The sequence below is a fragment of the Streptomyces sp. NPDC050549 genome (assembly GCF_040655035.1).
GTDB lineage: Bacteria > Actinomycetota > Actinomycetes > Streptomycetales > Streptomycetaceae > Streptomyces.
Genome location: NZ_JBFAJD010000002.1, coordinates 374,676 through 388,048 on the forward strand (window position 1 = coordinate 374,676; position 13,373 = coordinate 388,048).

At 66.2% G+C, this 13,373-nt stretch carries 13 protein-coding genes and 2 tRNA genes; 6 read left to right on the forward strand and 9 right to left on the reverse strand.

Annotation, left to right across the window (positions count from 1 at the left end; all coding sequences use genetic code 11):
- Window positions 1-48: 48 nt before the first annotated feature.
- From AB0I51_RS05815 to AB0I51_RS05840, 6 genes are all read right to left on the reverse strand, one after another.
- Window positions 49-231 carry a hypothetical protein gene (locus AB0I51_RS05815; RefSeq protein ID WP_362971803.1) on the reverse strand — a complete coding sequence of 61 codons (183 nt, stop codon included), beginning with the start codon at window positions 229-231 and terminating at the stop codon, window positions 49-51.
- A complete protein-coding gene (locus AB0I51_RS05820; protein ID WP_362971805.1) occupies window positions 228-1,139 on the reverse strand; it encodes a ParB/Srx family N-terminal domain-containing protein in 912 nt (303 codons plus the stop codon). Before AB0I51_RS05820 ends, AB0I51_RS05815 begins: the two co-directional genes overlap by 4 nt.
- On the reverse strand, window positions 1,136-2,491 hold the full coding sequence (locus AB0I51_RS05825; RefSeq protein WP_362971807.1) for a hypothetical protein: 1,356 nt from the start codon (window positions 2,489-2,491) through the stop codon (window positions 1,136-1,138). Before AB0I51_RS05825 ends, AB0I51_RS05820 begins: the two co-directional genes overlap by 4 nt.
- A 171-nt stretch (window positions 2,492-2,662) precedes the next feature.
- A tRNA-Gly gene (locus tag AB0I51_RS05830) sits at window positions 2,663-2,734 on the reverse strand.
- Between the two features lie 334 nt (window positions 2,735-3,068).
- A complete protein-coding gene (locus AB0I51_RS05835; RefSeq protein WP_362971809.1) occupies window positions 3,069-3,479 on the reverse strand; it encodes a hypothetical protein in 411 nt (136 codons plus the stop codon).
- A gap of 246 nt (window positions 3,480-3,725) precedes the next feature.
- Window positions 3,726-4,754 carry a ParB/RepB/Spo0J family partition protein gene (locus AB0I51_RS05840; RefSeq protein WP_362971811.1) on the reverse strand — a complete coding sequence of 343 codons (1,029 nt, stop codon included), beginning with the start codon at window positions 4,752-4,754 and terminating at the stop codon, window positions 3,726-3,728.
- Between the two features lie 573 nt (window positions 4,755-5,327).
- On the opposite strand from AB0I51_RS05840, the gene AB0I51_RS05845 reads away from it, so the two are divergent.
- From AB0I51_RS05845 to AB0I51_RS05865, 5 genes are all read left to right on the forward strand, one after another.
- Window positions 5,328-5,810 (forward strand): hypothetical protein, encoded by a 483-nt coding sequence (locus AB0I51_RS05845; protein ID WP_362971813.1) that lies wholly within the window; start codon window positions 5,328-5,330, stop codon window positions 5,808-5,810.
- 63 nt (window positions 5,811-5,873) lie between these two features.
- Window positions 5,874-6,425: a hypothetical protein gene (locus AB0I51_RS05850; protein ID WP_362971815.1), complete on the forward strand. Its 552-nt coding sequence runs from the start codon at window positions 5,874-5,876 to the stop codon at window positions 6,423-6,425.
- 142 nt (window positions 6,426-6,567) lie between these two features.
- Window positions 6,568-7,704: a DUF6545 domain-containing protein gene (locus tag AB0I51_RS05855; RefSeq protein ID WP_362971817.1), complete on the forward strand. Its 1,137-nt coding sequence runs from the start codon at window positions 6,568-6,570 to the stop codon at window positions 7,702-7,704.
- The gene (locus AB0I51_RS05860; protein ID WP_362971819.1) at window positions 7,701-8,366 is read left to right on the forward strand and encodes a hypothetical protein; all 666 of its coding nucleotides are present in this window, start codon (window positions 7,701-7,703) and stop codon (window positions 8,364-8,366) included. The genes AB0I51_RS05855 and AB0I51_RS05860 overlap by 4 nt, the downstream gene beginning before the upstream one ends.
- Window positions 8,324-8,827, forward strand: coding sequence for a hypothetical protein (locus AB0I51_RS05865; protein WP_362971821.1), 504 nt, complete (start codon window positions 8,324-8,326; stop codon window positions 8,825-8,827). Before AB0I51_RS05860 ends, AB0I51_RS05865 begins: the two co-directional genes overlap by 43 nt.
- Window positions 8,828-8,930: 103 nt before the next feature.
- Here the strand turns inward: AB0I51_RS05865 and AB0I51_RS05870 are convergent, their stop codons facing one another.
- Together AB0I51_RS05870 and AB0I51_RS05875 are read right to left on the reverse strand one after the other, a co-directional pair.
- Window positions 8,931-9,851: a recombinase family protein gene (locus AB0I51_RS05870; RefSeq protein ID WP_362971823.1), complete on the reverse strand. Its 921-nt coding sequence runs from the start codon at window positions 9,849-9,851 to the stop codon at window positions 8,931-8,933.
- 680 nt (window positions 9,852-10,531) lie between these two features.
- A complete protein-coding gene (locus tag AB0I51_RS05875) occupies window positions 10,532-10,735 on the reverse strand; it encodes a DNA-binding protein (RefSeq protein WP_362971825.1) in 204 nt (67 codons plus the stop codon).
- 301 nt (window positions 10,736-11,036) lie between these two features.
- On the opposite strand from AB0I51_RS05875, the gene AB0I51_RS05880 reads away from it, so the two are divergent.
- Window positions 11,037-12,617, forward strand: a complete 1,581-nt coding sequence (locus AB0I51_RS05880; protein ID WP_362971827.1) for a tyrosine-type recombinase/integrase — start codon at window positions 11,037-11,039, stop codon at window positions 12,615-12,617.
- Between the two features lie 94 nt (window positions 12,618-12,711).
- Here AB0I51_RS05880 and AB0I51_RS05885 read toward each other — a convergent pair.
- Window positions 12,712-12,787 (reverse strand) — tRNA-Arg (locus AB0I51_RS05885).
- Window positions 12,788-13,373 lie beyond the last annotated feature (586 nt).

The window sequence follows — 13,373 nt, forward strand, 5'->3', positions numbered from 1 at the left end:
GTCTGCCTGCCCTCTCCCGCTCACTCCTGGTGCCTGGATGTCTTTGCTTCAACTCGACATGCTGCGCAGAGCCGGATCGAACAGGCCGAGGTGCTCCAGCAGGTCCCGGCAATCGGCGCTGCCGTCGGAGCGGGCGGCTACTTGGAGAGCTGCGTCGCGACGTACCGAGTCGGGCAGCGGAGTGACGGCGACCGTGCGCTCCCACGAAGAGGAGTCCTTGGCCAGGTTCACTGCGTGCCTCCGCCTGCCAGATAGTCAGCAGCCCACAGCTCCAGAGCCCGCCACCGCTGGCCGGCCTCGATGTCGCCGTCCCGTTCCATGCGGTCGATGGCCTGCTGGACTACGGCAGCTGCGTCGGTCGGCATGGTGTGCGTGGCGAGCACCGTTTCGATCGGCGCCGTTCCCTTGCGCGTCGCGGCCTGCTCATCGGGGTCGTACCAGCCCTCGGCGAGTTCGCCGAGGTGTCGCTCCACGATCGCCAGGACGATCCCGAACGCAGACGCGACATTGCCGATGTTGTGCGCGCCCCTCGTCGTGTCGAGGGCGTCCAACACGCTCTCGTACTGCTCGATGTGGGCGAGCCAGCGGGCATCGGCGGACGCCGTCCTCCGGGCGGTTTCCAGCGCTCGCTCCGCGGCTTCCTTCTCCTCCGGCAGGAACACGATCTGCACTGTCGCGAAGTCCAGGTTGGCCTCCGCGAGGCTCGGCACGCTCACCTCATCCAGCAGGTCGAGCGTCTTGTCGTCCAGCCCGGAGTACAGGCGCATGGAGACGTCCTCCAGCTCTTCGTACAGGGCCTTGAGGGTGGCCGGATCGTCCTCGCCCGCGATCGCGTTGTGGGACAGCTGTAGCGCGATCTGCTTCTGGCGGGGGAGTGGGTCGGTGACCTCCAGCCAGAAGATTGTTGAGAGGCCGGCCTCGATGGCGGCCTTCGTACGGTGGTTGCCGGACAGGACGATGCGGCGGCCGGAGTCGGCGTCGTTCCACACCAGAGGTGTGGACGTCAGGTGTCCGTCGCCGCGGATGTTCGTCACCAGGCGCTGGAACTGCTCGTGCCGCATGAAGCGGGCGTTCACGTCCAGCAGGGTCAGGTCACGCGGGTCGCCCTCGACGATGCGGGGCTTGCTGAGCGGGGTCACCGGGCCGTGTCCTCCTGGAGTCCCTCAGTGGTGTGTCCGTGTTTGCGGCTCCACTCGGCGAACCCGTCGGCCAGCGACCAGCGTCCCAACTCGCTGCCGTAGTCGAGCTGGTAGCGGTAGGCGGGGTCGGTCGAGTCCTTGCGGGAGTTCAGGCGCAGGAGTCCGCGGTACTTCATGGACGCCGGCCGCTGAGTGAAGGCCGTCGTGTTCAGCCGGGTCAGGCGGGTGTTCATGGTCCGCTGGGCCAGGAACTGTGCTTCCGTCGACAGCGCCGCGTGCAGCACGAGCTTCGCCAGTCGGCCGTACGACGTCGGGGCGACCGGGAAGTCGGAGAGCAGGTACACGTTGTGCGGGTCGTACTTCGGCGTCGAGAACGCGAACGCGCCCACCACGACCCCGTCGACCAGCACCGCGAGCGCCATCGTCGGTGTGCCCGGGCGGATGTTGGGGTTCATGTACTGGGAGCGCAGCGTCGCGAACTGCCCCATCGACAGCTGGGCGAGCGTCAGTGCGTCGCCGAGGCGCCGGCCCGGTAGGAGCCGCGGGGCGCGCACAGGTTCCAGGCGCTGCTTCGGTCGTACGATCCGCGAGCGCGGCACGGACGAGTACACGTTGATCGGCAAGCCGCGGTTGGCCGTCTGCACCTGGCCGCGCAGGTGCTCGGCCAGCTCCTCGACCTCGAAGTGAAGCCCGAGCATCCAGTGCGGCCGGTCGGTGATGCGCTCGATCAGCGTCTGCTTCGCCGCGTCGTCCAGTGTCGGGTACTCCGGCGCCGGCCACGCCAAGTGCTGGTCCAGCGCCGCGAATTGGCCTTCGTAGTCCCCCGCGTAGAACGGAGGGAAAGCGACGACTGGGACATCGGCCGGCACCCGCTCGGCGAGCCACCGGTTCACGTCCATCGGAGCGTACGACGCGAGTCGCAGCGGCAGTGCCTCGATCTTCGCGACCGTCTTCGCGTGCAGCTCCGGGAACTGTTGCCGGTACGCAGCCAACATCCGACCGTAGTACGGATGGTCGCCGCGCCCGAGCCACTGGAAGAAACGGGAGCCGAGGAGTACCACCGCGAGCGTGCCAGCTCGGCCGTCCAAGTACGGGACCAGCCAGTTGAGTTCGTCGGCCGACTCAGGACGGATGGTGATGGGAAGTTCCTGCCCGGCCAGGTACCAGCCGATCGCTGACGAGTACAGCTGCACGTCACATCCGTGCAGCCGGAACCCTGAATCGTGCAGTACGCGCTCGATGGTGAAGTTGCCGGAGCAGCCGACGTAGACGTCCTCGGCCTGGCCACGCCAGGTGGCCGCATGCTCGTGGATGATCGCTCGGAGGTCCGCGGGGATCGAGCCGTGGAACAACACTGCCTCCCCTGCGCGGAGTTGAACGAGAAGGACGTGGGCCCGGAGGGGCAGGGGGCTGGTCCTGCCATGCCGGACCGCCTGGGAACCAGGAGGCGCGGGGGACGCCTGGAGGGGATGGTTCCTTGGCTGATCGGCTCCGCACCATGTGCCTGTGCGGACGCGTCCTCGAGCGCCGGGCCCGACTCGAACGGACTCCTCCCCGCCGGGGGCGGGGCGTGCTGCCAGGTGCACTACCGGCGCGTGGCGAGGCTGATCCGGAAGATCGTCTCGCCAGCAGTTGAAAGGTATCAGACTTTCAACTGTCACAACACATGTGGCGGGTGTGGCGCCACCCCGCCACATGGGCTGGTACCCCGGAGGAGCTGGGGTGTTGGCTGCTATGCCTCTGTATCGGCGATGTCCAGCAGGCTCGGCGTCCCGACCGGGCAGTCCGGCTGCGTCCTCGGCTTCATCCTTGCTCTGCCCGGCCCGGGCTCGAACAGTTCCATCTGGCCAGGTGGCGCCGGTTTCGGCTGCGGTAGCGCCTCGAAGTCCTCGGGTCTCATCTCCGCCCAGTTGGGTCTCTGCTTCTCGCTCACAGCAACGTCCCCTGTTCGTAGGCCGGCCCGAGTGGTCCGAGTTCCCTCACCCTTGCACCGGTCTTCTCCTGCCACCACTCGGCGAACATTCGCCGGTGACACCACTGCTCCGGTTTCGACAGGTTCTCGAAGCAGAGCAGCACCAGGCGCAGGTCCCCGGCCGCTACCGCGATGTCCTGGAAGCGGGAGGCGAAGAACTCGACGCCATGTCCGTCCAGTTGGGCCACATACGCCGCCTCGTACGCCGGTCGCGCGGCCCCGAAGTACTCGCGGCTCGGTGCGGCCTCCGGTACCCGATGCTCCAGCGTGTACGGCAGGGTCCAACGTGGCGCGCCCAGGGTGATGCGCACCGGCACGCCCATCGACGGCTCGAAGCCCTGATATCTGTGCGTGAACAGTTCGAACACGTTCCTCCTTCGTGCGGTCCCGCAGCGCCGTAGATCAGGTGGTGCGGGACCGAGTTGTCGCCAATAACATTCTATCGTCGATTGATTCGACTGGCTAATATTGTTTTATCTTTGAGTGTCGCGCGCGCCGCCCCACTTGCACCTCACGATCGCCCCATCCCGGCCCCGCTGGCCCAAGGTTTCGCCGACACGAAACGGCCGGGACCCGCAGTCGGGTCCCGGCCATCGCGCGGATGCGTCACGGGGTCACGCAGCGACTTCGAGCTCTGCCTCCGACGGCTCCTCGGCCGCGGCCTCCGCGATCTCGACCTCGCTCGGCTCCTCCTCGCCCTCGAAATCCTCCGCCTCCGGCTCGACCTCCAGCTCCGGACGTACCGTTAGCTGCTTCGCCTCGGACATCGCCTTTGCCTTACGCAGCTTCTTCGCCGTCTCTGCCGCCGCCTTCCGTACCCGGTCCACCGCGTCCAGGTGCTTGCCGACCTCGCCCTCGAACAGGTCCGCCAGCTCCGTCGGCGTGAGCTTCGCCAGTTCCTCGAGTAAGGCGCCGGCCCGCTCGACCTGGTCGACCTTGCCCTTGGCCTGCTTGCGCTCCTTCGCCTTGTCCTCCCTCTCCTTCTCCGACAGTTCCTTCTCGGAGAAGAAGCCCTCCTGGTTCTCCTTCATCCGCAGCGCCTGCGCGAAGGTGGAGGCGTCCGTCTCCGTCCTGAAGTCGCCCTTCATGTACCGGGTGACGGCGACCTTCTGGTTCGCCGGCGAGAGCTTCGACAGGTACCAGGCGAAGTCCGCCTTGATCTTCCCCTCGGAAACCAGCTCCGCGATGTCCGTCGTGAGGTTCAGCAGGTCCATCCGCCACCGCACGTAGTCGGTGGTCTTGCCGAACATCTCCGCGATGCGCTCTGCCATGTACCCGAACCCGACCAGGTCCGCGTACGCCTGCGCCTCCTCCATCAGCGTCATGTCCGCACGGCCGATGTTCTCGGAGATGCCCATCACGAACGCCTCTTCGTCGTCCACGCTGCCGACGACCTTGGCCTCGATCGTCTCGGCATCCTCCACCAGGTGCATCGCACGCCAGCGGCGCTCGCCCATGACGATCTGGAACTTGTCGCCGGCCGGCCGGACCACGATCGGCTGGAGCTGGCCGACCGAGCGGAACTGCGCCGCCAGCTCCTCCAGCTTGGTCTCGTCGAAGAACTTGCGGGGCTGGTCGGGATTGGGCTCGATGTCCGCGAGCGGGATCGCAATGACCTGGATGTTCGCCTCGGTGACGTTCATGTCGATGACTCCTCGCACTCTTGGTCTCGCAGGGTGAGTTCCTTTGAGGTGATGACTAAATACTATTGTCAATCGATCTTGAACGTCAAGTGTTATTTAATTTGATCCGGCGAAGTCTACTTACCTAAAGGGCATTCCTCTCCTTTAACACATGTGGAGTCGAAGGGATCTCGATCGAGATCGATGTCGGCACCCATGAGGATCTTCAGGATCTCCAGATCTCGCCGACTGTCCTCGTCCGTGGGGTCGACCTCTGGTGCCCTCTGTGATCCGGCGCCATCGGGTACTCCCGGTAACCCGGCGGGTGCATTGTCGCTGGCTCGCATCGAGGGTCCCTTGGCCGGCAGGAGGCGTCGCTGGAGGTGGTGTTCGGCTCGTCGCTGTCGGCTGCCTGGTGGCGCGTATGTGCGCCTGGCACTTGACAGGAACAGGACCGTTCGGCTGCGCTACGGATCCAACACATTTCCTTCACGTTCTGTCAAGAATCTTTGGTGGTTGAGGATTTACCAACCAAATATCTGTGCTTGGCGGCTATCATGTGGCTCGTGCGATCGTCCGACAGAGGAGTTGTGCGTGATACGGCCTGATGACGCTGCCGTTGACGAGTGGTCGTTCAGCGCCCGGATGCTGAACCTGCTGTTCGAGGCCGCGGGGGCAGGTCGTAACGGTGTGGAGTACACCAACACCGAAGTCGCGGCCGCCATAAACCGACGTGCGGGCAGGCATGCGATCTCCGACGAGACGATCCGCAAGCTGCGCGCACCGGGTGGTCCTCAGCCGTCGTTCGACAAGGTCGCGCACATCGCGGCCTTCTTCCAGGTGCCGTTGGACGCCTTCAAGGAGGGCTCCGCCGCGTACGAGGCCGTCGCTGCCGAGGCGAACAGGCTCATGGACGTGCGTCGAGAGCACACGGAGCAGGTGACCCGTCAGGTGGAAGAGGAGTCCGAGGGGATCCGGATGCTGGCGCGCAGCGCCCGCCGGCTGGACTCCAACGGCCTGAAGATTGCCATGGAGTTCATCTCCAGCCTGCACAAGATGCAGAAGTCCCAGAGCTGAACGCCGACGTTCCTGGATGCCTCAAGTGACCATCTCCCACTTATCCCTGGCCAAGGGCGGTGTGTGCCGTCCGTGTTAGGACCCGCCTCCCGTGAGCGCTGCGCCGAAGCCCTTGCCGACTTCCCGGTCCCGTATCCGCTGACGCTCGAGACGCTCCACCAGGCCGCCGTCGCGCACCATCACCGGCCCCTGATCTTGCACCGCGAGCCGTTCCCGCCGGGCCTCCAGCGCCCGTGCGGCCTGTGGTGGCCGACTGGCGAGGCGGACCACATCTGGGTGGCGCCGGAGGCGGCCGGTACGCAGGCGGTGCACACGTACGCCCACGAGCTCGGTCACCAGTTCCTCGGCCACCCACCGCTTCCTGTCGTAGCCGTGGGCGAGAAGCCGGTCGGGTCGGAGGAGGCGGAGACGTTCACGTGGTTGTCGCCGGCCTTCCTCGCCGGTGACCTCCTGGGCGTTCGTACGCGTGCTCCCAGCCGTTCCCGAGATCCGCTGTACACCGAACGCGAGGACGAGGCCGAGGCCTTCGCGGCGCTTCTCCGCCAGAGCGCCGAACTCCGCAACTCCGGCCGAAACGCAGATCCGTTGCTCGACCGGCTGCACCGCAGCCTCTGACTGGCAGGTGAAGACCCCTCACATGATCAGAGACGACGTCATAGCCCTGTTCACGATCGTCCCGTTATGGGCTTGGTGCTTATGGAGGATTCGCTACCTCCGAGGCTCCCGTGGCCAACGCGAACTGTGGACCGTTCTGGTCTTGCTCGCGTGCGCAGCGACGCTGCGCCTGAGCTATCTCGAACGCGTCGTCCCCAAGTGGACAGGGGTGGGCGACCTAGCCGTACTGGTGAAACACCTGGCACTGATCCTCAGCTCCGTCCTCCTGTGGCGCTGGGTGGACTCCATCGCAACCGAGGCAGGGCCCCGCCGATGGTGGCGCAGGCTGACGACGACACGTCCGCGGACGCTCACCGCGGTCGTCGCCATCGCCGCCGCCAGCGCGCTGTTCCCCTTCACCGCGCCCGCCGTGGTCGAGGACGACGGGAACCGGAACTTCATCGAGGCGCAGTCGGGCCACCTAGCGGGGACCGCGTACTTAGCCGCCTATCTCGGCACCATGGCCTTGGCCCTGGCCTTCTCCGGGGCGCTGTGCGCGGTGGCGGCCCGGGCCGCGCGAGGCTCCGGGCAGCGGATGTTCAGCGCGTGCATGTACCTGATGTCCCTGGGGTGCTGGATCGGCGTGGGCTACTCGCTCTTCCGGGGCAGCTACTTGGTCTACGGCCTGACAGGCGTCGCGTACCCCATGTCCGCGGAAACCGTCGACCAGGTCTCCAGCCTCGTCCAGGTCGTGGCCATCGGACTGATCCTGGCCGGGGTCTCGGTCCGAGGCTGGGAGAACGCCGCCCACCTGGTCCGGCGCCGGCATCGGCTGATCGCCCTGCGGTCCTTGTGGCAGGAACTGGTCTCCGTCCTGCCCGCCGAAGCTGTTGTCCGCATCCTTGCTGAAGCGCCGTCCCGATCCCATGACAGGTACAACGTGCGTGATCTGTGGAGGCGGCTGGACCAACGAGTGCTCGCCATCGGTGACTCCGCTCTCGAGGTTCTCCCCTGGATCACGGCGGACCTGCCGAGGCGAGCATTGCAGGCCGCTCACGCCTGCGGGCTGCGGACAGAAGACGCCGAGGCCGCAGCGCAGGCGTTTTGCCTACGCACCGGCCGCCGCGGCTGCGCTGACGACGAGCCCCGTGCCGACAGCCCCCTGGCCGTGCCGTTGCTGAGTATGGGCAACGACCTTGACACCAACGCGACTTGGCTCGCCCGCGTCGCCCGCCATTACCACTCCCCGCTCATGGACACCCTCGAAGCCCGTATCGTCCCCACAAGGAAGCCAGCGTGACCACGATCCCCGCAGCCGAGCACCGCACCGCCCGCGCCATCACCGACGGCCTGGAACCCAAGAACGTCATCCTCGCCGTATGCCTCGTCCTCGGGGCCGCCCAGGAGAACACATTCGCTGGTTTGGCCTGGGCAGCCCACGCGATCGTCTTCGCTGCGGTGATCCCCATGGCGTACATCAAGTACGGCATACGCTCCGGCCGTTGGCAGGACCGTCACGTCGGGCAGCGCGAGCGACGTATGCACCTCATACCCGTGATCATGGCGTCCGTCGGCATCGCTATCGCGGCCATGGTGCTGCTCGACGCACCCGTACAGATGACCGCCATGGTGGTGGCAATGCTGGCCACCCTCGGGGCGATCCTGCCAGTGACGGCGTTCTGGAAGATCAGCGTGCATACCGCGGTCTCGGCCGGAGCGGTCGCGATCCTGGCCGTCGGCATCAACGCCTGGTGGGCGGGGGCCTTTCTGCTGGTCCCGCTCATCGGCTGGTCGCGAGTCGCACTGCGCGACCACACGATCGGTCAGGTGGCGGCCGGTGCGATGCTCGGAGCCCTTGTGGCTGGCGGTGTCTTCGCCGGGTTGACTGTCGCAGAGTCTTCGTGGACAGACTCCTCGGCATGCCTGACAACTCGTTGTTCGTCGCCGGACTCACCAGCGTGACGGCCATCGTGGCCAGTTCGCTGGCGAGTTGGCTGACCAGCAGAGGCAACGCTTCCGCTGCTCGGATCCAGGTCGATGCCGCGACAGCGGCACAACGCCGTGACGGTATCCGAGAGAAGCGGCGAGCCGCATACCTGGAATTTATCGAGCGGGCGCAGGCCATCGAAGGAGGACTTGATGGAGTCGTTGTGTCCCCCGAGCCGGCAAGTGCTCTAGTCGCTCTCCGTGAACGACGTCAAGAATTGCGCCGGGCAGCGACCCTGATCGCTCTGGAGGGCCCTCCCGCAGTTGTCGTTGCGGCAACGAACGTAGTGACCATGTCGGGCATCCTCGTCACCGCTTTTGCGGCTGTAGTTGAGAACGCCAGTCGTGAGAACCGGATGGAGTTCCAGGAGACACGGCGCGCCTATCTACTGCTGATCAACCCCTTCATCGACGCGGCCGCCGGTGCACTGGAGTAGACGTAGACGCCCGGCATCGGGACAGCAACCTGTGCGGGAGCAGATCAGGACTGGACAGTCTGCTGAGCACGGCTGCCCAGCCGCCTCTCAAAGGCTGGAACCGCTACCGCCAAAAGATCTCGAACCGACCCTCGTCGAACTTCCGGGACCCACGCACCGTAGCCGGGCCCACGCGTACCTCTCGCACGGTGAGCTGCACCAGGTTCCGGCGCTGCTCACGACCAGCCGTCTCGTTCCACCAGGTCTCAATGCCCTGCGGGGTCAATTCCGGCAGTTCGTCGAGAGCCTTGCCCCGCCGTACGGCCGCCATCGCCTCGCCCCGCCGCTTCTCCAAGGCGGCCTTGGCCGCCCTGAACTCGCCCAGGTTCAGCTCCTTGGCACCGTATGCCTTGGCCAACTCCTCCTTGTGGCCCCGGAGTTCCGTTTGGAACCGTTCAGCCTCCCGGGCGTCCGCCGCGAACCGGTCCCGGATCGCGGCGAGGCGCTTCAGCTGTGCCGGGGTGGCCAGCCGGGCAACGACCCGTTCGCCGACGTACTCGTCCAAGGGCTCGGCGGAGATCCGCACCTTGCCGCAGCCCTCGCTCTCGCAGACGTATCCGCGCCCCCCGTTCGCCGTCGAGCGCGGCACCAGCGGCTGCTTACACAGGGCGCAGGTCGCCAGGCCGCCGGACAGGTAGTGCACGAACCTGGGCTTGCTGCCCTGGCTGTTCTGGTTGCCTTCGAACAGCTCCTGCAGCGCGTCGAACGTCTCGCGGTCGACCAACGGCTCGGCAGGCCCGCGAACCAGCTGGCCTTCGGCGTTCTCCCTGAGGCCGGCGATCGCCGGATTCCGGAGACGGCGGCGCAGCGTCGTCGGCGCCCAGGGCCGCCCGGACACCGTGGGCCCCGCGTTCTCCGTCATCCACTCCGCGGTCTCCCTGAGCGTCTTCTTCTCCTCAAGGAGACGCTTGGCCGCCGCCACCAAATGGGCGGCCTCCTCCGGAACTGCGGTGACGCCGTCTGTTTCGTGACCGTAAGCCCTCATGTTCTCTCCAGCCCGATCCCCCTGCTCCCCTGGACAGGGTATGCCAAAACGCAGCATTGTCAGCCCGACATGTGACCTCGGTTGTGAACCAAGTTCAGCCGCTGCACGGCGGACTGTACAGCTGGAAGATCGGTTACCGGGGAGTTCCGGAGCACGTGTAACAGCCGTGAGCCTTGCCCCGGCTAATGAGGTCGTGCGCCCCCTGTGCACCGGCACCGATGGTCAGGTCACGCTTGTTGTCCGTTCCCTCCGGGGATGACTTGGGTGTCCCATGAAGAGGGCCCCGGCGCGTGTTCCTGGCTTCCCAACCAAACGCGCCAAGGCCCATTCCCAGGCGAACCTGAGAGGAGAAGTACGTGACAGTACCTCACTGTGTGGATGCCCCAGGCGAGGGCCCGGCACACGGCGTGAAGGGGTGGCACATCGTCGTGGTTACGGTGACGATCACGGTGATTGTGCTCGGGCGCGCCGGTGTGAGCCCTGAATGGCTCACTGCTGCTGCTGCTCTCGTCGGCGCTTTGGTGGAAGGTCGCCGAAGGGCTGACCAGCAGTAATCATCTATGAGCGGGCCTTCGCCTCGTGTCCATGAGACGGAGGCCCGCGCGCGTTCTTGGCCGACGATCACGCCCGAGTGGGAAACGTGAGACGTGACGGGGCCGAATCTGAGCGATCCCCCCGAGTCAATCCATTGGTCGCATCCCCAGCGCCTCCCACAGCTCCGAAGTGAGCACCCTGCGCTTGCCCTTGCCGTACGGGTGCACGGGTACGGGAAAGTCGCCGGACTTGATCAGCTCGTAGGTCGTGTTCCTGCTGAAGCCGAACGCCCTGCCGGCTGTCAGCACATCGACTGTCACGGGCAGCGCGAGAACCTCGTCCCGCGTCATACGTGCACCGTCGCCGTCGGAAACCGTCGGGTGGCCGGATCATTTCGCTCTCGCATGCTCAGACTCTCCTGTTCCGCCCCGCGCCTCCCAGGAAGTGCCGGCGGAGTCTAAGTTCTCCTCGGGCGACCGAACAAGATCCCACTCGCTGGCCGGTCGCCCCCATCGGCGCGACAGGCCGTGATCACTGGGCAAACCAAGGCACTTGGTGCATCTGCCTCGCAACAAGTAGGGAGACTCTTTATCTGTCTCCACATATGATCACGCTTGCGTGGCTGCTCATGCGACACACAGGAGGGGAACGGTGTTCAAGGGCTCGATCTACAGACGCTGTTACTGCAAGGGGCCCACGACCAACGAGGACGGATCACTCGTCCTCGACGACCAGGGCAGACCGAAGATGACGGAGCTCGGCGCGGCCTGCCCCGACCTCGGCAAGCGGGACCACGGCAGTTGGTACTACTACCTTGAGCTGCCGCCGGGCCCGAAGGGCAAGCGGCGCCGCCCGCGCAAGGGCGGCTTCCTCACCAAGAAGAAGGCCGAGGAGAAGGCCCAGGAGATCTGGGACCAGGCGCAGAGTGGCGTCGACGTCCTCTCGGACGAGACCTTCGAGCAGTTCCTGCTCCGCTGGTTCAGCAAGCGGGTCGACCTCAAGCGGTCCACCTGGAAGACGTACGACGACCACATCCACCGCGTCTTCATCCCGAACCTCGGTCACATCAAGATGCGGGACTTACGCACTCGGCACCTCCAGGAGATGTTCGAGCAGATCTGGCGCGACAACGAACAGCACGCCGCCAATCAGGACGCCGCAGAGCTGGCCAAGGGGGAGTGCGAGGCCGCCCGGCACGCCTGGAAGCAGGCCTCCCGACCGCGCCCGCCCGAACTCCGGCGGCGCTGGAACGCGGCCAAGGAGAAACTCCGCGAGGCCCGCAGGAAGCCCCGGTACATCACCGGCCCTGGCGTCCAGCTCAAGATGAAGAACGAGCTCAGCGCCGCCCTCGACTACGCCAAGAGCACCGAGAAGCTCATCAGCGACAACTGGGCCCAGTACCTTGTCCTGCCGAAGTACACCCCGCCCAAGCCCCTCGTGTGGACGGACGAGCGTGTCGCCCGTTGGCAAGAGACCGGCGAGAAGCCCGGCCCGGTCATGGTCTGGACGGCCGAACAGACCGGCGCCTTCCTCGACGGAGTCGCGGAGCACCGCCTCTACCCGATGTTCCACCTCATGGTCTTCCGAGGAACCCGCCGCGGCGAGTCCTGCGGACTGCCCTGGAGGGAGACCGACATGACCGTCGGCACCGTCCACATCAGCGAGCAACTGGTCGCGGCCTCCTATGACGTCTGGGAGGACACCCCCAAGAGCGACAGCGGAGCCCGCACGGTCCGCCTCGACGGCCAGACCCACCAACTCCTGCTCTTCTGGCGGCGACGCCAGCAGGTCGAGCGCGCGGAGTGGGAGGAGAAACACCGCAAGGAGCCCAAGAAGTACGGGCCTTACGTCGACTCCGGCCGCGTCTTCACGTGGGAGGACGGCCGCCCGTACCACCCGGAGTACCTCTCCCAGGTCTTCAGCCGGCTCATCCAGAACAAAGACCTCGGCCTCCCACCGATCCGCCTGCACGACCTGCGCCACTGCGCCGCGACGCTCTCCCTCGCCGCCGGCGTCCACATGAAGACCATCCAGGTGATGCTCGGACACTCCTCGTACAGGCTGACCGCCGACACCTACACCAGCGTCCTTCCGCAGCTCGAACTTGAAGCCGCGGACGCGCCCGTGGCCCTTGTCCCGCGCAAGGCAGCACAGCAGGGGGAGCAGGCCGCAGGCGAGCAGCCCCAGGGCCCCCGGGCAGTCCCCGCAGAGGACGCGGAGGGTGCCGCCTAACACCGTGTCCCCGTTCTGTCCCCGTACACGCGAAAACACCCCCTCCGGAGATCATTCCGGGGGGGGTGTTCGATTCATATGGCCTGGTCAGGCCTGGTGCCCCCGGCAGGATTCGAACCTGCGACACCCGCTTTAGGAGAGCGGTGCTCTATCCCCTGAGCTACGAAGGCCGGGGCTTGTGGAAAACCTTGTGGAAAACCCATGCTGCGGATCTTCGACGAGGATCACAAGCCCGCTGGTCGGACGTGGTGCGACGCTCTCTGCCCTGTCACCTGAGCAGACAACGCGACGTACCAACGGCTGACCAGGGACAGCCTAGCGGATGCGCGCCAGCGGCTGTCCTCTGTATAGGGGCAGGAGAGCGGGGAGGTGAGCTGTGGTGCCTCTGAACTGCAGCTTCTGTGGCCTGTAGCGAATGATTGGAGGCTGAGGTCAAGGGCGATCGGACCGTTCTGCTCCATGCGTCAGCTTGTGGGGCCACTGGGCGCTGTCTCGCCGGCGCCTGGCCTGGCATGGCACGTTGCCCCTTGTCGGGGGCGGGGCGCGTGATGTGGCCAGCGGTCGATGGGCTTGGCTGGAGCGGTTGTTGCCGATGGGCAGAAGCGGGAACGCCAGGAGATCTGGGTCCGGCAACAGTTGATCAGGGGAGACCTTCGGAAGGAACTTCCCATCGGGTTTACCGAATCGGGTGCACGATCCCTGACGAGGTGGATCGGATTCGAGCGTCGCGGGATCAACCGCCTGAAACGCTGCCGC